Below are 24,615 nucleotides of genomic sequence, written 5' to 3'. Positions count from 1 at the left end.
GCGCTAGAGTATGTCACGCATCAAACGCGGCGTCACCACGCGCGCCAAGCACAAACGCGTATTGGAACAGGCGAAGGGCTATTATGGCCGTCGCAAGAATACCATCCGCGTCGCCAAGCAGGCGGTCGAAAAGGCCGGCCAATACGCCTATCGCGACCGCAAGGTTAAGAAGCGCAGCTTCCGCGGCCTGTGGATCCAGCGCATCAACGCCGCGGTTCGCGCCGAAGGCCTCACCTATTCGCAGTTCATGCACGGCGTGAAGCTGGCCGGGATCGAACTCGACCGCAAGGTCATGGCCGACCTTGCGATGAACGAAGGTGGCGTGTTCACCACGATCATCGCGCAGGCAAAGGCGGCGCTGCCCAAGGCAGCCTGACGCTTTTCAGCCAAGCGAAAAGAAACAAGGGCGGTCCCGGCGGGGCCGCCCTTTTTCGTTGGGGCAGGAAAGGTCTGCTGACGGCCGGTTCCTGTCGTTCCCATTACCGTCACCCCGGACTTGATCCGGGGTCCCGCTTGACCTCGAAAACTGCTGGTGCCCCAAAGAAAGCGGGATCCCGGGTCAAGCCCGGGATGACGAAGGGAGCGAGCAAACGGCCAAGGTCTGACGTTGCCACTATCTTTGTCATTCCCGCGAAAGCGGGAATCCAGGGATGGGCCAGCTAACGCACGCTCTGGGTTCCGCTTTCGCGGGAATGACAAACATTGAGAACGTCCCCACCCCAAAGCCGCCATACCGCCCACTCCGCAAAAACAGGAACGGCGCGAAGGCCAGGGCCCCGCGCCGTTCCGACGATGCAAGCATCGCCCCCCTCCCTCCGAACCGGTTCGCCGTGGGTCGCAGAAAGCTTACGGCCGGCGGAAGATTTCCTGTCGCGACATATGCCGCCCCAAATCAGGGAAAAATTGTACAAACCCGACACAAAACTGGCTTAGGTTATTGTTTTTTGTCGCCGCCGACCGCAAAGGTCATGACGTCATTGCAGACGGAAGGGGGCCGGCATGCAGATCATGACGCGTTTCTTTCCGCTGTCGGCGGCGCTGCAGCCCTATGTCAGCACCATCTATCTGACCGAGATCGCGGTGCCGCCCGGTACGCGGGTCGAGGATTATCTGCATCCCGAATGGGCGAACATGCGCTTTATCGACGGCGACGCCCCGCTGGCGAGCATCGGCGGCGGCCCGATCACCGCGGTCCCGTCGTTCGTCGCGACCGGGCCGACCAGCCAGGCCAGCTATTTTTCCGCGGGCAATATGCGCACCTGGGGTATCGGCATCCTGCCCGCCGGCTGGGCCAAATATTTCGCGCTTCCGGCCGAAGAGCTCGCCGACCGCTTTTGCGACGGCGGCAGCCATCCGGCCTTCGCCGGCTTTGCCCCCCTGGCGGAAAAACTGCGCCGCGCGAACGATATCGACGCCGCCGCCGCGATGATCGACGCCCATCTGATCGGCCTGCTCGCCGGGGCGCCGCGCGACGATCCGGCGATTCTCGCGGCACACCGCGCGCTCGTCGACGACGACCTCAACAGCGTCGCCGATCTGGCCGCAAAACTGGCGCTGTCCGAACGCTCGGTCGAGCGGCTGAGCCGCCGCGCCTTCGGCTTTCCACCCAAATTGCTGCTCCGCCGCCAGCGCTTCCTGCGCTCGCTCGGCCGCTTCATGCTCGACCCTTCGATGGCGTGGATCGATACGCTCGATCACCAATATTACGACCAGGCGCAATTCACCCGCGATTTTCGCCGGTTCATGGGGATGAGCCCGCGCGATTATGCGGCGCGGCCCAAACCGATCCTCGGCGCCGCCGCCTTCGCCCGCGCCGCCGCCGCCGGAGCGGCCGTTCAAGGGCTGCACAAGCCGGTATGAAGCGGGGTCCCGCCGCCTGAAGGCTTGACCCGCGCCGCGGGTTCGGTGCAAGCGGCAGGCTTGGCGACGCGCGGGCAGCCGCCCGATCCGTAAAGCAACCGAACAGACAGGCCGGCGGCGACATGTGCGCCGGAACAGGACGAATGACGATGAGCGATATTGAGGCCATGCAAGCCCGGCTGGTGGGCGAGATTTCGGCAGCGGCCGATCCCGACGCGCTCGAGGCGCTGCGCGTCGCGGCGCTGGGCAAGGCCGGAACCATCACCGCGCTCTTGAAAACACTCGGCGGCATGACGCCGGAGGAACGTCAGGCGCAGGGCCCGCAGATCCACGGCTTGCGCGAAGCGGTGACCGCCGCGATCGCGGCGCGCAAGGACAGGCTCGACGCTGCGGTGCTCGAAGCCAAGCTCGCCAGCGAGCGCCTCGACATGACGCTGCCCGCCGACGCCGCGCCGCAGGGCAGCATCCACCCGGTCAGCCAGGTCATGGACGAACTCGCCGAAATCTTCGCCGACATGGGCTTTGCCGTCGCGACGGGCCCGGAGATCGAGGACGACTGGCGCAATTTCACCGCGCTCAACATCCCCGAAACGCACCCCGCGCGCGCGATGCACGACACCTTCTATTTCCCCGACCAGGACGAAGAAGGCCGCGCGATGCTGCTGCGCACCCACACCTCGCCGGTGCAGATCCGCACCATGATGGCGCAGGAACCGCCGATCCGCATCATCGCGCCGGGGCGCGTCTATCGCAGCGACAGCGACGCGACGCACACCCCGATGTTCCATCAGATCGAAGGCCTCGTCATCGACCGCGGCATCCATATGGGTCATCTGAAGTGGACGCTCGAAACCTTCCTCAAGGCCTATTTCGAACGCGACGACATCGTATTGCGGCTGCGCCCCAGCTATTTCCCCTTCACCGAACCCTCGGCCGAGGTCGATGTCGGTTATAAACAGGAAAAGGGCCGCCGCATCGTCGGCGGCCATGGCGACACCGAAGGCCATGCCTGGATGGAACTCCTCGGCAGCGGCATGGTCAACGCGCGCGTGATCGCCAATTGCGGGCTCGATCCGAACGAATGGCAAGGCTTCGCCTTCGGCGTCGGCGTCGACCGGCTCGCGATGCTGAAATATGGCATGGACGACCTGCGCGCCTTCTTCGACGGCGACCTCAGGTGGCTCGCCCATTATGGTTTCAACGCGCTGTCGGTCCCGACGCTCAGCGGTGGGATTTCGGCATGAAGATCACCCTCGACTGGCTCCGCGAACATCTGGCTGGCGACTTCACCGTCGCCGATGTCGTCGCCACCCTCAATCGCATCGGCCATGAAGTCGAAGGCGTCGAGAATCCGGCCGAGAAACTCGCCGGTTTCCGCGTCGCGCGCGTGCTCACCGCCGAGAAACATCCGCAGGCCGACAAGCTGCAGGTGCTCACCGTCGAGGCCGGCCCAGAAATCAACGCCGGCGCGCCGCTCACCGTCGTCTGCGGCGCCCCCAACGCGCGCGCCGGCTTGGTCGGCGTGCTCGGCCTGCCCGGCGCGGTCGTGCCGGCGAACGGCATGGAACTGAAGGTCGCGGCGGTACGCGGCGTCGAATCGAACGGCATGATGTGTTCGACGCGCGAGCTCGAGCTTGGCGACGACCATGACGGGATCATCGAACTGCCCGCCGACGCCCCCGTCGGCACGCCTTTCGCCGACTATGCCGGCGCGAACGACCCGGTGGTCGATATTTCCATCACCCCGAACCGGCAGGATTGCATGGGTGTGCGCGGGATCGCGCGCGACCTTGCCGCCGCCGGGCTCGGTACGCTGAAACCGCTCGACGTCCCGACGATCGCTGGCGAAGGCGCCCCCGCGACCGCCATCGCGACACAGGACAGCGAGGGTTGCCCCGCTTTCTACGGCCGCACGATCAGCGGCGTCGCCAACGGCACCGCGCCCGAATGGATGCGCCGCCGCCTCGAAGCGGTCGGCCAGCGCTCGATCTCGGCGCTCGTCGACATCAGCAATTACGTGATGTTCGACCTCGGCCGCCCGAGCCATATCTATGACCGCGCCAGGCTGACCGGCGCGCTCGTCGCGCGGCGCGCGGCGGACGGCGAGACCGTCACCGCGCTCAACGGCAAGGAATATAGGCTCAGCGACACGATGACCGTCATCGCCGACGACAGCGGCGTCCACGACATCGCCGGCATCATGGGCGGCGAACATAGCGGGTGCAGCGAGACGACGACCGACGTGCTGGTCGAAATCGCCTATTTCACCCCCGAACGCATCGCGCTGACGGGTCAGGCGCTCGCCCTGACCAGCGACGCGCGCAGCCGCTTCGAACGCGGCGTCGACCCCGCCTTCCTCGACGATGCGACCGCGATCGTGACCGGCCATGTCCTCGCGACCTGCGGCGGCACTCCCTCGGCGATCACGCGCGCCGGAACCCCGCCCGTCGCGACGCACCATATCGACTATGATCCGGCGCGCGCCGAAACGCTCGGCGGCATCGCGATCGCCCCCGGCCGCCAGCGCGACATTCTCGCCGCGCTCGGCTTCGGCGTGATCGAACAGGGCGCGCATTGGCAGATCGCGGTGCCGAGCTGGCGCCGCGACATGGACGGCCCCGCCGATGTGGTCGAGGAAGTCACCCGCATCCACGGCTTCGACGCCATCCCCTCGACCCCGCTGCCGCGTATTGACGGGGTCGCCAAACCCACCGCGACGCCCGACCAGCTCCTCGAACGCCGCCTGCGCCGCGCCGCGGCCGCGTCGGGCTTCCACGAAGCGGTGACCTGGTCGTTCGTCAGCGAGCGCGAAGCCGCACCCTTCGGGGGCGGCGTGTGGACGCTGGCCAATCCGATCAGCGAGGATCTGAAGGTCATGCGGCCCTCGCTCCTTCCCGGCCTGCTCGCCGCGGCGCAGCGCAACCAGCATCGCGGCGCGGGCAGCATCCGTCTGTTCGAAATCGGCCGCCGCTATCTCGCCGATGCCGAGCATCCGACGCTCGCCCTGCTGATGGCGGGCGACAAGCGCGCGCGCGACTGGCAGGCGGGCAAGACCGCGCCCTTCGATGCGTTCGACGCCAAGGCGGCGGCGCTCGCGCTGCTCGAAGCCGCGGGCGCCCCCGCCGAACGGCTGCAGGTGATGGACGCTGTTGCCGACGGCCCCATCTGGCATCCCGGCCAGTCGGCGACGCTGCGCCTCGGTCCCAAGGCGGTGCTCGCCGAATTTGGCGCCCTCCACCCCTCGCTGACGCGTATCTTCGACGTCGACGGCCCCGTTATGGCGGTGCAGATCTTTCTCGACGCCATCCCCGCGAAACGCGCCAGCGGCCCGGCACGCACGGCCTTCACCCCGCCCGCGCTGCAATCGGTCCGCCGCGACTTCGCCTTCCTCGCTCCCGAAACGCTGGCCGCCGCCGATCTGGTGCGCACAATCCGCAGCGCCGACAAGGCGAGCATCACCGGCGCCCGGCTGTTCGACCGCTTCGCGGGTCAGGGCGTGCCCGAAGGTCAGGTCAGCCTGGCGATCGAGGTCGAATTGCAGCCGCTGGAAAAAAGCTTTGCCGATGCCGATCTGAAGGCGATCGCCGACAAGGTGGTCGCGGCGGCGGCGAAGCTGGGGGCGGTGCTGCGGGGGTAAGCGGCCTCTTCCATGCGCGACCCTAACTGCGTGTGCCCCCGCGCAGGCGGGGACCCATCTCCCGCCGTTTCAAAATCGCACCGATCGGTGATGGGCTCCCGCCTTCGCGGGAGCACGCGGTTATTATTTCTATAATTTTCGGTCTACCCGCCCCAGGTCGCGGTCAGCAGGCGCTGGAAGTTGCCGCCGAGGATCGCCTTGATATTGTCGTTCGAATAGCCCCGCCGCATCAGTTCCTCGGTCAGGTCGTAAATCCGCCGCGGATGGTCGAAGCCGTCGGTGTCGATCTTGTCGCGCCAGGCGTAGCTCGCCTTCAGCATCCCCTTCATCGCCTTCTGCAATTCGGGCGGCATGTCGTCATAGCCATGATTGTCGAGGTCACTGCCGATCCCGACATGCTCGATCCCGACCAGCTTTACCGCATGGTCGATATGATCGACGATGTTCGGCAAGGTCGTCGGTTCCTGCGCGGTCACGAAATTGCGCACCCCGGCGATGCCGAACACGCCGCCCTTCGCGGCGAGCGCCTTGATCGCCTCGTCGGTCTTGAGCCGCGGATGGTTGTTAAGCGCGCGGCAGTTGCTGTGGGTGACCGCGATCGGCTTCGGCGACAGCTCGATGGCGTCGAGCGTCGTCCTGTCGCCGCTGTGCGACACGTCGATCAGCATGCCGACCTTGTTCATCGCCTCGATGATCGACACGCCATAATCGGTGATGCCGCCATCGACGCGCTCGGTCGAACCCGAACCGAGGCGGTTCTGCCAATTATAGGTCAGCTGCGACACGCGCTGGCCGAGCTTGTAGAAAAATTCGACGTCCTCGACCTTCTGGAAATGGTCCGCATTCTGCATCCCCATGATCACCGCGACCTTGCCGTCACGCTTGGCGCGGACGATGTCGGCCATCTTGTCGACGCCGGTGAAGACATGGCTGTTGACCTGCACATAATGGCCCCACAGCGCGTAATAGGACAAGACCTGGTCGCGCGCCTCGGGGTCGCGGATGCCGACGCCCTGGAGGATCGCGTTGAGCCCGCTCGTCCGATATTCCTCGGCGAGCTTGTCGGTCATCGGCGCTGGACCCTCGTCGATCTTAATCGGGTGCAGCATGTCGATGACCAGCGCCTCGTTCACCAGGTCGACCACCCGCTTCGGATAGGTGCGCGGCGGATAGGCGGCGCTTTCCGCACGCACCGGCCGGCTGATGAACGGCGCCGCGGCGGCGGCCGCGATGGCGCCGCCGACGATCTGGCGACGTGAGAAATCCGACATTCGACCCTCCTCGATTTTACTTATCGCCAGCGTGGCTAAATCTCTCGCTGAAGAAGGTCAACGCGCAGAAAAACTGGGCTGGATGGCCAGAAAAGCTATCGCTTCACGCCGCCACCGCCTCCTCGCTCTGGCTCGTCGCGGCCTCGAGCAGGCGTTTTTCGAGCGACTTCACCCGCGCCGCGCTGTCGATCTTGTCGCCGATCAGGTCGGTGACGTAAAAGGTGTCGACCGCGCGCTCGCCATAGGTCGCGACATGCGCCGAATGCACCGTCACCTTCGACTGGAACAATGCATAGGCAAGCTGGTTGAGCAGCGCCGGCCGATCCTGCGCATTGACCTCGATCACCGTGAAGCGGTTCGACGCCTTGTTGTCGACGAAGACATTGGGGACGACGCGAAACGCCTCGGCGCGCGTCCGCGGCAGCGCCCGCGCCTCAAGCTTCGGCAGCAGCCGGTGGCGGTTGGCGAGCGCATCCTCGATCGCGCGGGTCAGCCGGACGATCTGCTCGGCCTCCGCAAACGGCCGCCCGAGCGGATCCTGGACAAGGAAATTATCGAGCGCCAGCCCGTCGCGCGTCGTGTGGATGCGCGCGTCGATGATATTGCCGCCGGCCAGATGGATGCCGCCCGCGATGCGATAGAAGAGCCCCGGATGGTCGGCGGCGAGCACCATCACCAGCGTCGCGCCGCGATCGTCGTCGGGCACCGCGGCGATATGCAGCGGCGTGTTTCCGGCCTGCTGGATATGGATCAGATTGGCGGCGATCACCTCGACCGACTCGGCGATCCAATAGCTTTCGGGCAGCCGCCGCGCGAGCTTCGCGAAGGATTTTTCGTCGAGCCGGAGCAGCGCCGCGACCGCTTCCTTCTTGCCCTCGATCCGCGATTCGCGGCCCTTCTGCTTGTGGCCGAGGCGCAGCACTTCTTCGGCCGCATCGAATAATTCGGTCAGCAGCTGGCGCTTCCAGCTGTTCCAGACCCCGGGCCCGACCGCGCGAATATCGACCACCGTCAGCACCAGCAGCAGCCGCAGCCGCTCGGGCGACTGCACCTGCCCGGCGAAATCGAGGATCGTCTTGAAATCGGCAAGGTCGCGCTTGAACGCGGTCGCCGACATCAGCAGGTGGTAACGCACCAGCCACGACACCGTCTCGGTCTCGGCCGGCGACAGCCCCAGCCGCGGACAGACCCTGAGCGCCAGTTCGGCGCCGAGCACGCTATGGTCGCCGCCGCGCCCCTTGGCGATGTCGTGCAGCAGCACCGCGCAATAGATGACGCGCCGCGACTGGACCTGCTTCATGATCACGCTCGACAGCGGGTGATCATCCTTCAACCGGTCCTGCTCGATGTCGGCGAGCAGGCCGATCGCGCGGATCGTATGCTCGTCGACCGTATAATGATGATACATGTCGAACTGCATCTGCGCGACGACACGGCCGAAATCGGGAACAAAGCGGCCGAACACCCCCGCCTCGTTCATCCAGCGCAGCACCGTTTCGGGATCGCGCGGGCTGGTCAGCACGTCGAGAAACAGTTCGTTCGCGCGCGCCACGCGGCGCACCCCGCGCGCGTCGATCAGCTTCGCGTCGTGGCGCGCCTGCCGCATCGCCTGCGGATGGATTTCAAGGCCATGCTTGTCGGCGAGCGCGAAAATCTCGATGAGCCGCACCGGGTCGGTCTGGAAGAAATCGTCGCTCGGCAACGCCAGCCGGCCGCGGTCGAGCACAAAGCCGTTGAGCTTGCCCGGCCGCCGCCGGATCGACGGCAGGAAACGCCGTCCGCGCGCCGCAAGCTGGTCGTCGAGATGCGCCAGAAAGGTACCGGTGACGTCGCCGACGCTTTTCGCATGGAGGAAATAGAGCTGCATGAAGCGCTCGACCGCGCTCTTCCCCGGCCGGTCGGCGAACTGCATCCGGCGCGCGATTTCGGGCTGGAAATCAAAGGTCAGCCGGTCCTCGGCGCGCCCGGCGAGAACATGCAGATGACATCGTACCGCGAGCAGGAAGTTTTCGGCGCGCGCGAACTGGCGCAGTTCGCGTCCCGATAGCAACCCGGCATCGACGAGTTCGGGCACCGTGCGTACCCGGTGGATGAATTTGCCGATCCAGAACAGGGTGTGGAGGTCGCGCAGCCCCCCCTTCCCTTCCTTCACATTGGGTTCGACGACATAGCGCGAATCGCCCATCCTCTTATGCCGCTCATCGCGCTCGGCGAGCTTGTCGGCGACGAAGGCGCGGGCATTGCCCGCGACGACTTCGGCATCGAAGCGCGCCGACGCTTGATCATAGAGGTCACGGTCGCCCCAGATGAAACGCCCCTCGAGCAGCGCGGTACGAATTGTCAGATCGTCCTTCGCAGCGCGTACCATCTCGTCGATCGACCGGCTCGAATGGCCGACCTTCAGCCCGAGGTCCCACAAGGTGTAGAGCTGCGCCTCGATCACCTGTTCGGTCCAGCTCGTCTGCTTGAACGGGGTGAGAAAGCCGATGTCGATGTCGCTGTGCGGCGCCATTTCGCCGCGGCCATAGCCGCCGACCGCGATCAGCGTGATCCGTTCGCCCGCCGAACGATTGCCCGACGGATACAGATGGCCGACGGTGAAATCATGGCTGAGGCGGATGATCTGGTCGATCAGGAACGCCGTCGCACTCGCCGCGATCCGCCCCGACGAGGGATGTTCGAGCAATCGGCGCTCGATTTCCACGCGCCCCTTGTCGAGTGCCTCCTTGAGCAGCGCCACCATCGCGCGGCGGCGCGTGCCATTATCCTTGCTCTCCTCGGCGATATCATCGAGCCGCCCTGCGAGCGCCCGCCGGTCGATGATCGCGCGGCGCTGATCGAGATTGTCGAACAGCTCGCTCATCACCGTGCCCCTGCGAAGGCAGGGGCCCATCGCCTGCGCTGTCGTTTTCCATAGCCGCTCGTGGTGTATCGCCACGGTGGGAGATGGGGCCCTGCCTTCGCAGGGGCACGGCGCATGAGGAATAAGGACAGCGAAATCATCATCTACCCCTCGTCCGCCAAAATCCGCTTGAGCCCATAGAGCGCATCGAGCGCCTCGCGCGGCGCCAGCGCGTCGGGATCGATCGCCCCCAACGCCTCGCGCAGCGCATCCTTCACCGCCGCCGGCGCCGCGGCGAGCGTCGCCGCGAAAAGCGGCAGGTCGTCGAGCCCGGCCGCGAGCCCGCCGGTCGCCTCGCGCCCCGCCTCCAGCTTCGCGAGCACCGCCTCGGCGCGCTTGACCACCCCCGCCGGCACCCCCGCGAGCCGCGCCACCGCCAGGCCATAGCTGCGATCAGCAGGGCCCTCGGCAACTTCGTGGAGCAGCACCAGATCGCCCTGCCATTCGCGCGCCCGGACATGATGAAGCGACAGCGCATTCAGCGTTTCGGCGAGCCGCGTCAGCTCGTGATAATGGGTTGCGAACAGGCAGCGGCACTGGTTGACCTCATGCACCGCCTCGACCACCGACCAGGCGAGCGCCAGCCCGTCGTAGGTCGATGTGCCGCGCCCGACCTCGTCGAGGATGACGAAGCTTTGCGGCGTCGCCTGCGCCAGGATCGCCGCGGTCTCGACCATTTCGACCATGAAGGTCGACCGCCCGCGCGCCAGATTGTCGCTCGCCCCGACGCGGCTGAACAACCGGTCGACAAGCCCGAGCTTCGCCGACGCCGCGGGGACGAAACCACCCGCCTGCGCCAGCACGACGATCAGCGCATTCTGGCGCAGAAAGGTCGATTTACCGCCCATATTGGGGCCGGTGACGAGCCACAACCGGTCGGCCTGCGACAGCGACACATCGTTGGGAACGAAGCGTTCGGCCGATTTCGCCAGCGCCGCCTCGACCACCGGATGCCGCCCGCCGGTCACGTCGAGACAGGGTTCGTCGGCAAGGTCGGGGCGGCACCAATTGTGGCTCATCGCATGATCGGCGAGCGCCGCGGCGACGTCGATCCGCGCCAGCACGTCGCACGATGCGGCAATCGCCTCGCGCCGCTCGGTCGCCTGCTCGGTCAGCGTTTCGAGATGCGCCATCTCGGCGGCGAGCGCATGCACCCCCGCCTGCGTCACCCGGCTCGCCGCCTCGTGGAGGTCGGACGAGTTGAAGCGGACGACCCCGGCAAGCGTCTGGCGATGGGTAAAGCCCGATTCGGGCGCCATCAGCGCGTCGGCATGCTTCGCGGGCACCTCGACATGATAGCCGAGCACGCCATTGTGACGGATCTTCAGCGAGGCGATGCCGGTGCGGTCGCGATAGCCCGCCTCGAGCACCGCGATCGCTTTCCGCCCGTCGCGCGCGGTCTCGCGCAGCGCGTCGAGCGCGGCATCATAACCTTCGGCGACATAGCCGCCCTGCGCGGCATCGACCGGCGGGGTTTCGATCAGCGCGCGGGTCAGTTCGTCGACGAGCGCGCCATGGCCGTCGAGCCCCGGCAGCAGCCGCGCGAGCAAGGGCGGCAGGTCGGCGCGCCGCGCCAGCCGCTCGCGCAACAGCCGCGCCCCGCCAAGCGCGTCGCGCAATTGCGCCAGATCGCGCGGCCCGCCGCGTCCGGCGACAAGGCGGCCGAGCGCACGCCCGGCATCGGGCAACGCACGCAAGGTCGCGCGCAACTCGCCGCGCCACAGCGCATCGCGCGCCAGGCTGTCGACCAGGTCGAGCCGGTCGAGAATCGCCGCCTTGTCGGTCAGCGGGCTCGCAAGGTCGTCGGCGAGCAGCCGCGCCCCCGCGGCGGTCACCGTGCGGTCGATCGTGCCAAGCAGGCTGCCCTCGCGTGCGCCCGCCATCGTACGGACAAGCTCCAGGCTCTCGCGCGTCGCCGCGTCGATCGCCATACGGTCCGGCGCCGCGACGCGCAGCGGCGGCTGGAGGAACACCGCCGAACCGGTCCCGACATGGTCGAGATAGGCGGCAATCGCCCCCATCGCCGCGATTTCGCCGCGCGAGAAATTGCCGAAACCGTCGAGCGTCTGGACCCCGAACAGCGCCTCGAGCCGCTTCTGCCCCGCGGTGCTCGCAAAGTCGCTCGCCGGACGGCGGACAAGCTGCCGCGCGCTCCATGTCGGCGCATCCTCCGCTGCATCGCTGACCAGCAGTTCGGACGGCGCGAGCCGCGCCAGTTCGGCGTCGACCGCCTCGCGGCGCACCGCGACGACTTCGAACCGCCCGGTCGAAATATCGGCGGCGGCGATCGCGACCACGCCTTCGCTGCCGACTTCGGCAAGCGCCGCGAGCCGGTTGGCGCTCCGCCCTTCGAGCAGGCTTTCCTCGGTCAGCGTGCCCGCGGTCACGAAACGCACGATCGCCCGCGCCACCAGCGCCTTCGACCCGCCGCGCGCCTTGGCCTCGGCGGGGCTTTCGATCTGTTCGGCGATCGCGACGCGGTGGCCGGCGCGGATCAGCCGCGCGAGATAGGATTCGGCGGCATGGACGGGGACGCCGCACATCGGCACCGGCTCACCGCCATGTTCGCCGCGCGCGGTCAGCGCGATGTCGAGCGTCGCCGCCGCAGCCTTGGCGTCGTCGAAGAAGAGTTCGAAGAAATCGCCCATGCGATAGAAAAGCAGGCAATCGCCCGCTTTTTCCTTCAGCGACCAATATTGCGCCATCATCGGCGTCGCGGCGGGGTGGGCGGCGAGACGGGCGGCGGGAGCGGCGTTGCTGTTGGCAGGTTTCGGGGCGGTTACGGGCATTCGCCCTGCTTAGTGATCGGGGGCCGCATGACAAGGGATCAGCCCTTACTATTCGTCATTCGGCAGGCGGTTGGGGATTCACCGTCGGGCAATCATAACTTTCGCAAGTTCAAAAGAGGAGTGCAGCATCGGGGTGGCGAGCCGCCCTTTTTAATTCGTCGCCCCCGCGAAGGCGGGGGCCGTCATCGGCCTAGTGCAAGGCTGCCAGCGGCCCCCGCCTTCGCGGGGGCGACGGTTTTAGATTGCCTCCGTAACCACCCAAAAACAGCCATTCCCGTCACGGCATGGCCACGGACAGAATCGCCAAATCGACACATATTGCCGGTTACAATCGGCCCGGGTGACGCTAGGGGATTAATGTTCCTGGGGGTAAGCCATAGCGCATGGACCGGTGTGGATTTTGGTTTCGGCGGTGCCGGAACTGCCGCTAGGAATGATTTCGGGCGCGCGTCTTATGAATCAGATGAGAGGATAGACGATGGATAGTGGCAGCAAGGTGCAGTTTTCCGACCGCGAGGCCCTGCTCTACCACGAATATGGCCGGCCCGGGAAAATCGAGATCGTCGCATCGAAGCCGATGGCGACGCAGCGCGACCTCAGCCTTGCCTATTCGCCCGGTGTCGCCGTTCCGGTCAACGCGATCGCCGCCGATCCCGCCAAGGCCTATGATTATACGATCAAGGGCAATCTGGTTGCGGTGATCTCGAATGGCACCGCGATCCTCGGCCTCGGCAACCTCGGCGCGCTCGCCTCGAAGCCGGTGATGGAGGGCAAGGCGGTGCTGTTCAAGCGCTTCGCCGACGTCGATTCGATCGACCTCGAAGTCGACACCGAAGACCCGCAGGCGTTCATCGACGCCGTCGCGCTGCTCGAACCGAGCTTCGGCGGCATCAATCTCGAGGATATCGCAGCGCCGAACTGCTTCATCATCGAACAGGCGTTGAAAGAGAAAATGAACATCCCGGTGTTCCATGACGACCAGCATGGCACCGCGATCATCACCGCCGCCGGGCTGATCAACGCCTGCCACCTGACCGGGCGCGACCTCGCGACGGTCAAGGTCGTCGTCAACGGTGCCGGCGCGGCGGCGATCGCCTGCACCGCGCTGATCAAGGCGATGGGCGTGCGGCACGAAAATGTCATCATGTGCGACCGCAAGGGCACGATCTACCAGGGCCGCACCGAGGGTATGGACCAGTGGAAGTCGGCGCATGCGGTGCCGACCGAAGCGCGCGACCTGACGCAGGCGCTCGTCGGCGCCGACGTCTTCCTTGGCCTCTCGGCGGCGGGCGCGCTGAAGCCCGAGATGGTCAAGGACATGGCGCCGGCGCCGATCATCTTCGCGATGGCGAACCCCGACCCCGAAATCTCGCCCCCCGATGCGCGCGCGGCGCGGCCCGACGCGATCATCGCGACCGGGCGCTCCGACTACCCCAACCAGGTCAACAACGTCCTCTGCTTCCCCTTCATCTTCCGCGGCGCGCTCGACGTCCATGCCACCGCGATCAACGAAGAGATGAAGATCGCGGCAGCATACGCCATCGCCGACCTCGCGCGCCAGCAGGTGCCCGAGGAAGTCGCCGCGGCCTATGGCGGCCGTGCGTCGAGCTTTGGCCCCGAATATATCATCCCCTCCCCCTTCGACCCGCGCCTCATGGAAATCGTCCCCGCCGCGGTGGCCGAGGCGGCGATGAAGACCGGCGTCGCACAGCGGCCGATCGAGGATCTCGATGCCTATCGCACCCGCCTGCGCGCGCGGCTCAACCCGACGACCTCGGTGCTGACGCTCGCCTATGAAGCCGCGCGGTCGAACCCGAAGCGCGTCGTCTTTGCCGAGGGCGAAGAGGAAGTCGTGCTGCGCGCCGCGATCCAGTTCCGCGACGGCGGTTACGGCATTCCGGTGCTCGTCGGGCGCGAAGGGCTGCACGACAAATTGCGCGCGATGGGCGTTGCCGATGCCGAGAGCTTCGAAGTGCATAACAGCGTCAATTCGCCGCATGTGCCGCAAATGGTGGAAATGCTGTACGAACGGCTGCAACGCCGCGGTTACCTCCGCCGCGACATCGAACGCATGGTCAACCGCGACCGCAACATTTTCGGCTCGCTGCTCCTCAAACTCGGCCTCGCCGATGCGATGATCACAGGCACAACCCGCACCTACTCCCAATCCATGCGCGAAGTCCGGCGGGTGATCGACCATGCGGAGGGCAAGACGCCGTTCGGCATCCATGTCCTCGTCGACCAGCATCATACCATCTTCATGTCCGACACGACGGTGAACGAACGGCCGACCGCCGAGATGCTCGCCGACATCGCCGAACGCACCGCGCAGGTCGCGCGGCGCATGGGGCACGAACCGCGCGTCGCTTTCCTGTCCTACTCGACCTTCGGCAACCCGCCGGGATCGTGGCTCGACAATATCCGCGAGGCGGTGTCGATCCTCGACGAGCGCAATCCGGGCTTCGAATATGAAGGCGAAATGGCCCCCGACGTCGCGCTCAACGAGAAGGTGATGAAAAATTACCCCTTCTGCCGCCTGTCGGGGCCCGCCAACGTCCTCGTCATGCCCGGGCTGCAATCGGCCAATCTGTCAGCAAAACTGCTGCGCGAACTCGGCGGTGGCGCGGTGATCGGTCCGATGCTCGTCGGCATGGAAAAGCCGGTGCAGGTCGCGACGATGGCGTCGACCGCATCGGACCTCGTCACGCTCGCGGTGCTCGCGGCGGGCGGAATCGCGCAATAGACAAAAGAAAGTCGTCGCCCCGGCGCAGGAGTGAAGGGTCGGATTATCTCCCGGACAATCCTTGGACATGCCGGAGGCATGTCCAACCCTTAACTAGCCGCTATCGATGTAGCGCAAATTTGCCAGCGGCCCCGCCTTCGCGGGGGCGACGATGGATTCACTGCCCCGGAGGCGCCCCGGCGCCCGGCGCGCCAACGGCGCCGATATTGCCAAAGATATCCTCGAAGAAGCTACGATGACGTCCCAGCGTCGGTGTCTTGTCGCCATTGGGATTGATCTTGCTGACGAGTTCGAGCCCGGTGCGATCGACCGCTGCAACATTGCCCGCGGGGTCGAAACGGACGCGCAGCACCTGCTGCGAGACCGGGCGCGGGTTGGCAAAGGCCAGCTGCCGCGTTTCGCGCGAGACATAATAATATTCGTTGTTGCTGAACTGCCCGACGAAGGTCGGACGCCCGAGCGTCTTTTCCACCGATTCGCGGTTGTCGACGCCGGGGGTGATCGCCTGCGTCAGCACCGGATCGACGACATAGCCCTGCCGGCCCTTCATTTGCGTGCATCCGCTCGCGGTCAGCGCGACGATCAGTCCGAGGGCGACCATGCGCGCACGCGAGGCGGGAAGCTTGGGCATGAAATTCGGCATTCAAACAATCTCCGTTGCGCCAGCCCGCCTGCCTTTCGCAGCGGCCGCACATGCTCTCGCGCCTCTTAACCGCAAGCACGGGCGGCGCACAAGCAGCTTATGCCGCGGCAAAGCTTGCCGGAAGCTGACCGGGGGCCCTTTTCCGGCACGCCGAATGCGCCTAAGCGAGGCACATGTTTTCGATCCGCAAACTCTTCAAGCCCGATCCCGATCCGCGCGAGGCACGTCGCCCGCTCTGGAATGCCGTCGTCACCGCCGCACGCCAGCCGCACTGGTATCAGGAGGGCGGGGTCCCCGACACGCTTGACGGGCGTTTCGACATGGTCAGCCTGATCCTCGCACTCGTCCTTCATCGTATCGACGAGGATCCCGCCGCAGTGCGCGCAGGCGTCGAACTCACCGAATTGTTCGTATCGGACATGGACGGGCAGATGCGCCAGATCGGGTTCGGCGACATGGTCGTCGGCAAGCAGATTGGGCGGATGGTCGGCGCGCTCGGCGGCCGGCTGGGCGCGTATAAGGCGGCCGACGGCTCGGATGCGCTTCGCGCCGCGCTCATTCGCAACCTGTGGCGCGGCCAAGCGCCGGGCAAAGAACATCTGGCGCATATCCTGTCCGCCGTCGCCGCGCAGCGCGCGGCGCTTGCTACGATAGCCGTCGATCAGTTGATTATCGCCGACCGCCTCCCCGGAGCGCCCGCTTGAACGCCGGCCCCGAATATTCGCATATCATCACGCTCGCCGATGCCGCGCACGGCAAGGCGATTGCAATCGAGGCCGACGCTGCGGCGCGCGCGCGTATCGCAAAGCGGCTCGAGCTGATTGAACTCAACCTCTTTGCCGTCACGGCCGAAGTGCGGACCATCGCGGGCGGGATTGCCGCGCGCGGCGAGGTGCGCGCCGAACTGGTGCAACGCTGCGCGGCGACCGATCTGCCGGTGCCGGCAAAGCTTGCCGAAAGCTTCGACCTGCGCTTCCTGCGCGACATTCACGCCGTCGCCGAAGAGGAAGAAGAGGTCGAGATCAGCAGCGAGGATTGCGACATATTGCTGCTTGAGGGCGATCGCATCGATCTTGGCGAAGCGGCGGTCCAGACCTTGTCGCTCGGACTCGATCCCTTTCCGCGCCATCCCGACGCCGACCGTGTCCTCGCTGAAAAGGGCGTGCTGAGCGAAGAGGCGGCGGGGCCTTTCGCCGCACTCGCCAAGCTGCGCGTCAAACCAGCATCGTAACCGGCGCCTGGCGCCGTTCTGCTGTGCTGGAAACCTCCCCGGGACATTGCAAACCCGCGACAGAAATGTCTGTTAACGGCCGATAGCGGCCGTTCATTACCCCTCCCGCAGGCGGGAGGGGTAATTAATGCCAGCTCCCCACTCCAAAGCCGGCTATCCCTTCCTCTGAAAGAAAGGACAGCATTCTAACGCGGTGCCACCCCCTCATCGTCTCTCGCAAGATCAGCGGCGACATCGTCGAGCCCTGGTCCTTCGTCCGCCAGCGTCGGCTTGGCCCCATGCTCAGATTTTTTCGTCCCTTCGTCCGGCCCCCGTTTTTCATCTCGCGACGGCGGCAACGCACCGCCCAGCGCCTTGGCAAGGCCGGCAAGTTGTTCGCCGATCACCCCGTCGACTGCGGGCGCGATGTCGCCGACCTTGAAGCGCATATAGCCGCCGACAACATAATCGAAACGGATCGCCGATCCGGTCGGGGTTTCCTTGATCTGGATCGTCAGCGCGCCGGTCAGCGCCTCGCCCTGCAATGGGCCGAAAGCGCCCGACAGGCGCAGCATCTGGTTCGGCTTGGCGAAGATGATGCGCGCGTGCTGGACGCTACCGAGGCCCGATCCCGTATCGGGTAATTTCTCGCAGAAACAGCCCCCGGCCTGCGAATCGAGCCAGAAATTCGCGGCGTCGCCCGACCAGCTATGCTCTTTCGACCACCATTTGTCGGGGGTGCGAAGCATCTTCCACACATCGGCGGGGGTCGCCGCGACCTGCGCCGTATGCGCGACGGTAAAACCGAGTTCGCTCTGGTCGATCACCTTGGCACCAGCAGGCGCCGCACCGAGCGCTGCGAGCGAAAGCGCGGCGACCATATAGATTCTGAAACGCATGCCCCTGCCCCCTTTGCCACCCAGCATAGCGGGCGACCGGGACAGTAGCCAGAGGGCCGATTCAGCCGGCGGTGGCGAGGATCGTTTCGATCGCGTCGTTGACCTCGTCGATCGGCGCCATGCCGTCGACATGGGTCACGATGCCGCGCGCTTCGTAAATCGGCAGGATCGGCGCGGTCTTGGCGCGATATTCGGCCATGCGGGTGCGCACGGTTTCCTCATTGTCGTCGGGACGGCGCTTGAACTCATGGCTGCCGCAGGCGTCGCAAGTATCGGCGACCTTCGGCAGCTTGTAGCGGTCGTGATAGCCTTCACCGCATTTAGCGCACGAGAAGCGGCCGGTGATGCGGTCGACCAGCGCATCCTCTTCGACCCTCAGTTCGATGACATGGTCAAGCTTGCGACTACGTGCACTCAAGATGTCGTCGAGCGATGCAGCCTGCGCTGCGGTACGCGGATAGCCGTCGAAGATCACCGAAGTGTCGCCGCCGAGTTCGTCGAGCCGTTCGCCGATGAGGCCGGAAACAATCGCGTCCGAAACGAGCTCACCCGCATCCATCACCGCTTTCGCCTGAAGGCCGATCGGCGTGCCCGCCTTGACCGCGGCGCGCAGCATGTCGCCGGTCGACAGCTGGACCATGCCATGCTCGTCCTCGAGGCGCGACGCCTGCGTACCCTTGCCCGCGCCCGGCGGACCAAGCAAAATGATATTGAGCGTCATGGAAGCCCCTGTTGTTGCCCTGTCGCGGGATGCCGTAGCTTGGCGATCAACGCCGCGCAACGCCGCCCTTCAATTTGGCCTTCTTGATCAGGTCGCCATATTGATGCGCGAGCATGTGGCTCTGGATCTGGCTGATCGTATCGATCGTCACGTTGACGATGATCAGCAGGCTGGTACCGCCGAGCTGGAACGGGAGCCCCGATCCGGCGATGAAATATTCGGGGACAAGGCAGATCGCCGCGAGATAGGCCGCACCGAGCACGGTGATGCGCGTCAGCACATGGTCGAGATAGGCTGCGGTGTTCTTGCCCGGGCGGATGCCGGGGATGAAGCCATTCTGACGCTTCAGATTGTCGGCGGTTTCCTCGGGGTTGAAGACGACCGCGACGTAGAAGAAGCAGAAGAAGATGATGCCCGCGGCATAGAGCGCCATGTAGAGCGGCTGGCCGTGCGCGAGATACTGGTTGAGCGTGATCAGGAAGTCACCGGTCGCGGTGTCGCCCTTCACATTATTGCCCATCATCTGCGTGACGGTGAGCGGCATCAGGAGCAGCGACGAAGCGAAGATCGGCGGGATCACGCCCGCGGTGTTGACCTTCAAGGGCAGGTGGCTGCGGTCCGCTTGCATCACGCCGCGCGCGGTGGCGCGTTTCGGATATTGGACGAGCACGCGGCGCTGCGCGCGTTCCATGAAGCTGATGAAGGCGATGATCGCGATCGCGCCGCCGATGACGGCGACGATCGTACCGCCGCCCATCGATCCTTCGCGGACCTGCGTGAACATCTGCCCGAAGCTGCGCGGCAACTGCGCGAGGATGCCCGCCATGATGATCAGCGACACGCCGTTGCCGATGCCGCGGCTGGTGATCTGTTCGCCGAGCCACATCAGGAACAAGGTGCCGCCGACGATGCTGATGACCGCGCCGATGCGGAACAGCATACCGGGGTCGACGACCGCCGCGATGCCCTGGCTCTGGCCGAGGTTTTCAAGGCCAACGGCGATGAAATAGCCTTGGATCGCGGTCAGCGCGACGGTGCCGTAGCGCGTATATTGGTTGAGCTTCTTGCGTCCGCTCTCGCCCTCTTTCTTGAGGGCGGCAAGGCTGGGAGACAGCGCCGAGGCGAGCTGTACGACGATCGACGCCGTGATATAGGGCATGACACCGAGCGCGATGATACTCATGCGCTCGAGGCTACCGCCCGAGAAGGTGTTGAAGATATCGAGGATGCCCCCCGTGGCCGCCTGGTCATAAAGCCGCGACAGCGCAACCGGATCGACGCCGGGCAGCGGCACGAACGACAGGAAGCGGAAAACGATCAGCGCGCCGATCGTGAACCAGATACGCCGCTTGAGTTCGGTCGCCTGGCCGAATTTCGAGAAATTCAGATTGGAAGCAAGCTGGTCGGCGCGTGAGGCCATGGGTATTATCCTCGGATTTTTCCGGACCGCGCCCCCCGCGACCCGGCGCCTATGTGCGTTCGCAACAGTCGAAGCGCAAGGGGAAAGGCCTTACTTAAGCGGCAGGTTGATTTCGGGTGCTGCTTTCACTGTCCGTTCGCATCGAGCGAAGTCCAGATGCCCCTCGACCTTGTGCCACCCCGATAGGTGTCTCGACTTCGCTCGACACGAACGGGAATAATGCTCGCCTAACGACAAAGGGCGGCTCCTTAAGAACCGCCCTTCGTCAAATCATTCCGCCTTGGCGGCCGCCCGGCGCTTGGCTTTCTTGCCTTCGGGCGCATCGGTCTTGGGTTCGGGCAGTTCCACCTTGCCGCCGGCCTTTTCGACCGCTTCGATCGCGCCCTTCGACGCGCCGGCAACGGCAAAATTCAGCTTCGCGGTAAATTCACCCTTGGCGAGGAGGCGGACGCCGTCCTTGCCGCCGCGAGCAACGCCGACGGCCTTGAGCGCCGCGTGATCGATCACAGCCTTGGCGTCGAGCTTCTTCGCATCGACCAGCTTCTGGATCATGCCCAGATTGACGATCGCGAAGTCCTTGCCGAAAATATTGTTGAAGCCGCGCTTCGGGATCCGCATGTGGAGCGGCATCTGACCGCCTTCGAAGCCGTTAATCGCGACGCCGCTACGGGCTTTCTGGCCCTTCTGGCCGCGGCCGGCGGTCTTGCCCTTGCCCGAGCCAATACCGCGTCCGACGCGCATGCGGCCCTTGCGGGCGCCATCATTGTCACGAAGTTCGTTAAGCTTGATAGTCATGTGTTTGCACTCGCTTTCGCTTTGGTCGCGCTATGGACCGAGCCGCTGGGCCTAGTCCGGTTCGATTTCACTCGACGGCTGAAAGCCGGGATACTCTCCGGCTTTTTCCATTACGATGGCCTGGGCGACATAGCCGCGGCCATCGACGCTGGTGATCGAGGGGTTGCCGTGAAGCTGCCACCCCCGGTTGAGCAATCCCTCGACCCGCGCACAAAAGGCGCTGTCGTCGGGACCGGTCAACAGGCGATAGAGCTTCATCGCAGGGTTAACCCTCGATAACTTCCACCATGTGCGGAAGCTTGCGGATCATGCCGCGGACTTCCGGGGTGTCGACCAGCTCGACCTCACGGCGCATCTTGCCCAGGCCGAGGCCGGTCAGGATCGCACGCTGGCTGCTGGGACGACGGATCGGCGAGCCGATCTGGCGGATCTTGATCTTCTTGTCGGCCATCGTCTTACTCCGTCACCGCCGCGGCTTCGGCCTCGGCTGCGCGGTCGGACGCACCGCCACGCTTGATCAGGTCCGAAACCTTCTTGCCGCGACGCTGCGCGACCGACTTCGGGCTGGTCTGTTCGCCGAGCGCCTCGAAAGTTGCGCGGATCATATTGTAGGGGTTCGAAGTGCCATTGGACTTGGTCACTACGTCGGCAACGCCCAGGCTTTCGAACACGGCGCGCATCGGGCCGCCGGCGATGATGCCGGTCCCGGCGGGCGCCGAGCGAAGGGTTACCATGCCCGCGCCGAAATGGCCGAGGCCATCATGGTGCAGGGTGCGGCCGTCGCGCAGCGGAACGCGGATCATCGACTTTTTCGCGGCAGCGGTCGCCTTCGAAATGGCTTCCGGCACTTCGCGTGCCTTGCCATGTCCGAAGCCGGCGCGGCCCTTGCCGTCGCCGACGACGACGAGCGCGGCGAAACCGAAGCGCTTGCCGCCCTTCACCGTCTTCGAGACGCGGTTGATGTGGACAAGCTTTTCAATCAGCTCTTCGCCGCCGTCATCGTCGCGCGGACGACGATCGTCGCGGCGCCCACGGCCACCGTCACGACCACCACGGCCACCATCGCGGCCGCCACCACCGCCACGACCACGGCGCGGAGCCTGGCCTTCGGTGGGCGCGGGGGCTGCTTCGGGAGCACCTTCGACGTTCTGTACTTCGTCTGCCATAATCAGAACTCCAATCCGCCTTCGCGTGCCGCGTCGGCCAGCGCTTTGATGCGCCCGTGGAACAGGAAGCCGCCGCGATCGAACACGACCTGCGTCACGCCCGCCTTCTTGGCGGCAGCGGCAAGGCGCTTGCCAACGTCAGCGGCAGCTGCCGTGGTCGCGCCGGTCTTGCCGCGCACGTCCTTTTCGAGCGTCGAAGCAGCAGCCAGCGTCTTGCCGGCGGCGTCATCGATGAGCTGCGCATAGATGTGGCGGCCCGAACGGTGCACCGACAGGCGCGGACGCCCGCCGGCGCGCTGGCGAAGGGCGGTACGAACGCGCTGACGGCGCTTCTGGAAAGAGGTGAGATGTGCCATGGCTTACTTCTTCTTGCCTTCTTTGCGGAAGATGTACTCGCCGCGATATTTGATGCCCTTGCCCTTATAGGGTTCGGGCTTGCGCCAACGGCGGATTTCCGCCGCAACCTGGCCGACCTGCTGCTTGTCGATACCGCTGATCTCGATCGTCGTATTGTCCGGCGTCTTGATCTCGATACCCTCGGGCACCGCGAAATCGACATCATGGCTGTAGCCGAGCTGCAGCTTCAGATTCTTGCCCTGCGAGTTGGCGCGATAGCCGACACCGGTGATTTCGAGGACTTTCGTAAAGCCGTCGGTCACGCCGGTGATCAGATTCTGCACCAGCGTGCGCTGCATGCCCCAGAAAGCGCGGGCTTCACGGGTGTCATTCGCGGGCTGGACCGAGATGCTGCCTTCGCCGACTTCATATTTGATATTGTCGGAAAGCGGCATCGCGAGCGTGCCCTTGGGCCCCTTGACCGACAGCTGGCCGCCGTCGATCGCGGCGGTGACGCCGCTCGGGATTGCAACTGCCTTTTTACCAATGCGCGACATCAGAACACCTCCGCCAGCACTTCGCCGCCGACATTATGCTCGCGGGCTTCGGCGTCCGACAGGACGCCGCGCGGGGTCGACACGATGGTGATGCCCAGGCCGTTGCGCACGATCGGAAGTTCTTTCGAACCCGAATAGACGCGGCGGCCGGGCTTTGAAACGCGGGCCACGTGGCGGATCGCCGGCTGGCCTTCGAAATATTTCAGCTCGATGCGGATGCCCTTGTGCTGACCCTTGGCACCCAGCGCTTCTTCGCTGTAGCCGCGGATATAGCCTTCGCGCTGGAGAACATCGAGAACGCGGACACGCAGCGTCGAAGCCGGCGTCAGGACGCTGTCCTTCTTCGCCGTCTGGCCGTTGCGGATGCGGGTGAGCATATCACCCAGGGGATCGGTCATTGCCATCAGTTAAGTCCCTTACCAGCTCGACTTCACAACACCGGGGATCAGGCCCTTGTTGGCCAGATCGCGGAGCTGGATACGGCACAGCCGGAATTTGCGATAATAAGCGCGCGGACGGCCCGTCAGCTCGCACCGGTTGCGGATGCGGGTCGGGTTGCCGTTGCGCGGGATTTCCGCCATCTTGAGGCGCGCGATCAGACGCTCGCCATCGTCGAGCGACGTGTCCGCCGCAATCGCCTTCAGCTTCGCGTAGCGGCCGGCATATTTCTTCACCAGCTGCTTGCGACGCTCGTTCTTGTTCACCGAACTCAGTTTCGCCATGACTTAAGTTCTCTTTCCTTCTTGAAAGAGCCTGCCTGGTCCCTTGCGGGATCAGGCGGCTTCCTTTTCCTGCGCTTCGATCGGGAAGGGGAAGCCGAACAGCTTGAGCAGTTCGCGGGCTTCGTCGTCCGTACGGGCGGTGGTGGTGACGATCACGTCCATGCCGCGCACCGTGTCGATGCGGTCATAGTTGATCTCGGGGAAGATGATCTGTTCCTTCAGGCCCATGGCATAGTTGCCACGGCCGTCGAAGCTCGTCGCCGACACGCCGCGGAAGTCGCGGATGCGCGGCATGGCGATCGTGATCAGCCGGTCGAGGAACTCGTACATGCGTTCGCGGCGCAGGGTAACCTTGCAGCCGATCGGCATGCCTTCGCGCAGCTTGAACTGTGCGATCGACTTCTTCGCCTTGGTCACGACAGGCTTCTGGCCGGCGATCAGCTCCATTTCAGCAGCTGCCGATTCAACCTTCTTCTTGTCCTGCGTGGCTTCGCCGACACCCATGTTGAGCACGATCTTGTCGATCTTCGGCACTTCCATCACATTCTTGTAACCGAACTTCTCGGTCATCGCCTTGACGATCACATCGTCATAGCGCTTGCGCATGCGCGGGGTATAATTGTCAGCCACTGATGGTCTCCCCGGACTTCACGGCGACACGCACCTTCTTGCCGTCCTTGGTTTCGAAACGCACGCGCGTCGGCTTGCCGCTCTTCGGATCGGCCAGCGCGACCTTGCTTGCGAACAGCGGCGCTTCCTTGCGCTCGAGACCACCCTGCGGGTTGGTCTGGTTCGGCTTGCGGTGCCGCGTGATGATGTTGACGCCCGCGACCACAACCTTGCCGTCCTTCGGCAAGCTCTGCGTCACTTCGCCGGTCTTGCCCTTGTCCTTGCCGGACAGGATGACAACCGTGTCGCCCTTCTTGATCTTCGCCATACCCATG

The 24,615-nt window shown here is 65.3% G+C and carries 24 protein-coding genes; 7 read left to right on the top strand and 17 right to left on the bottom strand.

Annotated features, from left to right (window positions below; all coding sequences use genetic code 11):
• Positions 1 to 10 precede the first annotated feature (10 nt).
• The 4 genes from rplT to pheT all read left to right on the top strand — a co-directional run bounded on the left by rplT (position 11) and on the right by pheT (position 5,497).
• Positions 11 to 376, top strand: a complete 366-nt coding sequence (rplT, locus tag FHR22_RS17875) for a 50S ribosomal protein L20 (protein WP_166945032.1) — start codon at positions 11 to 13, stop codon at positions 374 to 376.
• Positions 377 to 999: 623 nt separating this feature from the next.
• Positions 1,000 to 1,860 carry a helix-turn-helix domain-containing protein gene (locus FHR22_RS17870; RefSeq protein ID WP_243853803.1) on the top strand — a complete coding sequence of 287 codons (861 nt, stop codon included), beginning with the start codon at positions 1,000 to 1,002 and terminating at the stop codon, positions 1,858 to 1,860.
• 149 nt (positions 1,861 to 2,009) lie between these two features.
• Positions 2,010 to 3,104, top strand: a complete 1,095-nt coding sequence (gene pheS, locus FHR22_RS17865) for a phenylalanine--tRNA ligase subunit alpha (RefSeq protein WP_166945031.1) — start codon at positions 2,010 to 2,012, stop codon at positions 3,102 to 3,104.
• Positions 3,101 to 5,497, top strand: coding sequence for a phenylalanine--tRNA ligase subunit beta (gene pheT, locus FHR22_RS17860; protein ID WP_166945030.1), 2,397 nt, complete (start codon positions 3,101 to 3,103; stop codon positions 5,495 to 5,497). The genes pheS and pheT overlap by 4 nt, the downstream gene beginning before the upstream one ends.
• Positions 5,498 to 5,640: 143 nt before the next feature.
• On the opposite strand, the gene FHR22_RS17855 is transcribed toward pheT, so the two are convergent.
• The 3 genes from FHR22_RS17855 to mutS all read right to left on the bottom strand — a co-directional run bounded on the left by FHR22_RS17855 (position 5,641) and on the right by mutS (position 12,378).
• Entirely contained in the window at positions 5,641 to 6,768 is a 1,128-nt protein-coding gene (locus FHR22_RS17855) for a dipeptidase (RefSeq protein WP_166945029.1), read from the bottom strand.
• A gap of 103 nt (positions 6,769 to 6,871) precedes the next feature.
• Entirely contained in the window at positions 6,872 to 9,631 is a 2,760-nt protein-coding gene (locus tag FHR22_RS17850) for a [protein-PII] uridylyltransferase (RefSeq protein WP_166945028.1), read from the bottom strand.
• Between the two features lie 143 nt (positions 9,632 to 9,774).
• Positions 9,775 to 12,378, bottom strand: a complete 2,604-nt coding sequence (gene mutS / locus FHR22_RS17845) for a DNA mismatch repair protein MutS (RefSeq protein WP_166945093.1) — start codon at positions 12,376 to 12,378, stop codon at positions 9,775 to 9,777.
• A 559-nt stretch (positions 12,379 to 12,937) separates the two neighbouring features.
• Between mutS and FHR22_RS17840 the strand changes: the two genes are divergently transcribed.
• Positions 12,938 to 15,202, top strand: a complete 2,265-nt coding sequence (locus FHR22_RS17840; protein ID WP_166945027.1) for an NADP-dependent malic enzyme — start codon at positions 12,938 to 12,940, stop codon at positions 15,200 to 15,202.
• Positions 15,203 to 15,359: 157 nt separating this feature from the next.
• On the opposite strand, the gene FHR22_RS17835 is transcribed toward FHR22_RS17840, so the two are convergent.
• Positions 15,360 to 15,845 (bottom strand): outer membrane protein assembly factor BamE, encoded by a 486-nt coding sequence (locus FHR22_RS17835; protein WP_166945026.1) that lies wholly within the window; start codon positions 15,843 to 15,845, stop codon positions 15,360 to 15,362.
• Between the two features lie 173 nt (positions 15,846 to 16,018).
• Between FHR22_RS17835 and FHR22_RS17830 the strand changes: the two genes are divergently transcribed.
• Both FHR22_RS17830 and FHR22_RS17825 read left to right on the top strand, forming a co-directional pair.
• A complete protein-coding gene (locus FHR22_RS17830) occupies positions 16,019 to 16,549 on the top strand; it encodes a ubiquinol-cytochrome C chaperone family protein (RefSeq protein ID WP_166945025.1) in 531 nt (176 codons plus the stop codon).
• Positions 16,546 to 17,076 carry a YceD family protein gene (locus FHR22_RS17825; RefSeq protein ID WP_166945024.1) on the top strand — a complete coding sequence of 177 codons (531 nt, stop codon included), beginning with the start codon at positions 16,546 to 16,548 and terminating at the stop codon, positions 17,074 to 17,076. The genes FHR22_RS17830 and FHR22_RS17825 overlap by 4 nt, the downstream gene beginning before the upstream one ends.
• A 185-nt stretch (positions 17,077 to 17,261) precedes the next feature.
• Here FHR22_RS17825 and FHR22_RS17820 read toward each other — a convergent pair whose 3' ends face one another.
• From FHR22_RS17820 to rplX, 13 genes are all read right to left on the bottom strand, one after another.
• Positions 17,262 to 17,954: an SRPBCC family protein gene (locus FHR22_RS17820; RefSeq protein WP_166945023.1), complete on the bottom strand. Its 693-nt coding sequence runs from the start codon at positions 17,952 to 17,954 to the stop codon at positions 17,262 to 17,264.
• Between the two features lie 61 nt (positions 17,955 to 18,015).
• Positions 18,016 to 18,675, bottom strand: a complete 660-nt coding sequence (locus FHR22_RS17815) for an adenylate kinase (RefSeq protein ID WP_166945022.1) — start codon at positions 18,673 to 18,675, stop codon at positions 18,016 to 18,018.
• Positions 18,676 to 18,721: 46 nt separating this feature from the next.
• Positions 18,722 to 20,095, bottom strand: a complete 1,374-nt coding sequence (gene secY, locus FHR22_RS17810; protein WP_166945021.1) for a preprotein translocase subunit SecY — start codon at positions 20,093 to 20,095, stop codon at positions 18,722 to 18,724.
• A 270-nt stretch (positions 20,096 to 20,365) separates the two neighbouring features.
• Positions 20,366 to 20,890: a 50S ribosomal protein L15 gene (gene rplO, locus FHR22_RS17805; RefSeq protein ID WP_166945020.1), complete on the bottom strand. Its 525-nt coding sequence runs from the start codon at positions 20,888 to 20,890 to the stop codon at positions 20,366 to 20,368.
• Between the two features lie 51 nt (positions 20,891 to 20,941).
• Positions 20,942 to 21,148: a DUF1737 domain-containing protein gene (locus FHR22_RS17800; RefSeq protein ID WP_166945019.1), complete on the bottom strand. Its 207-nt coding sequence runs from the start codon at positions 21,146 to 21,148 to the stop codon at positions 20,942 to 20,944.
• Positions 21,149 to 21,155: 7 nt separating this feature from the next.
• Positions 21,156 to 21,341: a 50S ribosomal protein L30 gene (rpmD, locus tag FHR22_RS17795; RefSeq protein ID WP_166945018.1), complete on the bottom strand. Its 186-nt coding sequence runs from the start codon at positions 21,339 to 21,341 to the stop codon at positions 21,156 to 21,158.
• Positions 21,342 to 21,345: 4 nt separating this feature from the next.
• A complete protein-coding gene (gene rpsE, locus FHR22_RS17790; protein WP_166945017.1) occupies positions 21,346 to 22,056 on the bottom strand; it encodes a 30S ribosomal protein S5 in 711 nt (236 codons plus the stop codon).
• A gap of 2 nt (positions 22,057 to 22,058) precedes the next feature.
• Entirely contained in the window at positions 22,059 to 22,412 is a 354-nt protein-coding gene (gene rplR / locus FHR22_RS17785; protein WP_166945016.1) for a 50S ribosomal protein L18, read from the bottom strand.
• A 3-nt stretch (positions 22,413 to 22,415) separates the two neighbouring features.
• Positions 22,416 to 22,949: a 50S ribosomal protein L6 gene (rplF, locus tag FHR22_RS17780; RefSeq protein WP_166945015.1), complete on the bottom strand. Its 534-nt coding sequence runs from the start codon at positions 22,947 to 22,949 to the stop codon at positions 22,416 to 22,418.
• Positions 22,949 to 23,353 carry a 30S ribosomal protein S8 gene (gene rpsH, locus FHR22_RS17775; RefSeq protein WP_039578294.1) on the bottom strand — a complete coding sequence of 135 codons (405 nt, stop codon included), beginning with the start codon at positions 23,351 to 23,353 and terminating at the stop codon, positions 22,949 to 22,951. Before rpsH ends, rplF begins: the two co-directional genes overlap by 1 nt.
• Positions 23,354 to 23,365: 12 nt before the next feature.
• Positions 23,366 to 23,671, bottom strand: a complete 306-nt coding sequence (gene rpsN / locus FHR22_RS17770; protein WP_037556379.1) for a 30S ribosomal protein S14 — start codon at positions 23,669 to 23,671, stop codon at positions 23,366 to 23,368.
• A 51-nt stretch (positions 23,672 to 23,722) separates the two neighbouring features.
• Positions 23,723 to 24,301 (bottom strand): 50S ribosomal protein L5, encoded by a 579-nt coding sequence (rplE, locus tag FHR22_RS17765; RefSeq protein ID WP_166945014.1) that lies wholly within the window; start codon positions 24,299 to 24,301, stop codon positions 23,723 to 23,725.
• On the bottom strand, positions 24,294 to 24,614 hold the full coding sequence (gene rplX / locus FHR22_RS17760; protein WP_166945013.1) for a 50S ribosomal protein L24: 321 nt from the start codon (positions 24,612 to 24,614) through the stop codon (positions 24,294 to 24,296). The genes rplE and rplX overlap by 8 nt, the downstream gene beginning before the upstream one ends.
• Position 24,615 lies beyond the last annotated feature (1 nt).

It is taken from the genome of Sphingopyxis panaciterrae, assembly GCF_011762125.1.
GTDB lineage: Bacteria > Pseudomonadota > Alphaproteobacteria > Sphingomonadales > Sphingomonadaceae > Sphingopyxis > Sphingopyxis panaciterrae.
The sequence above is the reverse complement of the archived record's forward strand: the minus strand, read 5'-3'. Positions and strand labels throughout refer to the sequence as shown.

Excerpts from the sequence above, each read along its gene's own strand:
- rplT (WP_166945032.1), top strand. The coding sequence starts at position 11 with ATGTCACGCATCAAACGCGGCGTCACCACGCGCGCCAAGCACAAACGC.
- FHR22_RS17870 (WP_243853803.1), top strand. The coding sequence starts at position 1,000 with ATGCAGATCATGACGCGTTTCTTTCCGCTGTCGGCGGCGCTGCAGCCC.
- pheS (WP_166945031.1), top strand. The coding sequence starts at position 2,010 with ATGAGCGATATTGAGGCCATGCAAGCCCGGCTGGTGGGCGAGATTTCG.
- pheT (WP_166945030.1), top strand. The coding sequence starts at position 3,101 with ATGAAGATCACCCTCGACTGGCTCCGCGAACATCTGGCTGGCGACTTC.
- FHR22_RS17855 (WP_166945029.1), bottom strand. The coding sequence starts at position 6,768 with ATGTCGGATTTCTCACGTCGCCAGATCGTCGGCGGCGCCATCGCGGCC.
- FHR22_RS17850 (WP_166945028.1), bottom strand. The coding sequence starts at position 9,631 with ATGAGCGAGCTGTTCGACAATCTCGATCAGCGCCGCGCGATCATCGAC.
- mutS (WP_166945093.1), bottom strand. The coding sequence starts at position 12,378 with ATGATGGCGCAATATTGGTCGCTGAAGGAAAAAGCGGGCGATTGCCTG.
- FHR22_RS17840 (WP_166945027.1), top strand. The coding sequence starts at position 12,938 with ATGGATAGTGGCAGCAAGGTGCAGTTTTCCGACCGCGAGGCCCTGCTC.
- FHR22_RS17835 (WP_166945026.1), bottom strand. The coding sequence starts at position 15,845 with ATGCCGAATTTCATGCCCAAGCTTCCCGCCTCGCGTGCGCGCATGGTC.
- FHR22_RS17830 (WP_166945025.1), top strand. The coding sequence starts at position 16,019 with ATGTTTTCGATCCGCAAACTCTTCAAGCCCGATCCCGATCCGCGCGAG.
- FHR22_RS17820 (WP_166945023.1), bottom strand. The coding sequence starts at position 17,954 with ATGCGTTTCAGAATCTATATGGTCGCCGCGCTTTCGCTCGCAGCGCTC.
- FHR22_RS17815 (WP_166945022.1), bottom strand. The coding sequence starts at position 18,675 with ATGACGCTCAATATCATTTTGCTTGGTCCGCCGGGCGCGGGCAAGGGT.
- secY (WP_166945021.1), bottom strand. The coding sequence starts at position 20,095 with ATGGCCTCACGCGCCGACCAGCTTGCTTCCAATCTGAATTTCTCGAAA.
- rplO (WP_166945020.1), bottom strand. The coding sequence starts at position 20,890 with ATGACTATCAAGCTTAACGAACTTCGTGACAATGATGGCGCCCGCAAG.
- FHR22_RS17800 (WP_166945019.1), bottom strand. The coding sequence starts at position 21,148 with ATGAAGCTCTATCGCCTGTTGACCGGTCCCGACGACAGCGCCTTTTGT.
- rpmD (WP_166945018.1), bottom strand. The coding sequence starts at position 21,341 with ATGGCCGACAAGAAGATCAAGATCCGCCAGATCGGCTCGCCGATCCGT.
- rpsE (WP_166945017.1), bottom strand. The coding sequence starts at position 22,056 with ATGGCAGACGAAGTACAGAACGTCGAAGGTGCTCCCGAAGCAGCCCCC.
- rplR (WP_166945016.1), bottom strand. The coding sequence starts at position 22,412 with ATGGCACATCTCACCTCTTTCCAGAAGCGCCGTCAGCGCGTTCGTACC.
- rplF (WP_166945015.1), bottom strand. The coding sequence starts at position 22,949 with ATGTCGCGCATTGGTAAAAAGGCAGTTGCAATCCCGAGCGGCGTCACC.
- rpsH (WP_039578294.1), bottom strand. The coding sequence starts at position 23,353 with ATGGCAATGACCGATCCCCTGGGTGATATGCTCACCCGCATCCGCAAC.
- rpsN (WP_037556379.1), bottom strand. The coding sequence starts at position 23,671 with ATGGCGAAACTGAGTTCGGTGAACAAGAACGAGCGTCGCAAGCAGCTG.
- rplX (WP_166945013.1), bottom strand. The coding sequence starts at position 24,614 with ATGGGTATGGCGAAGATCAAGAAGGGCGACACGGTTGTCATCCTGTCC.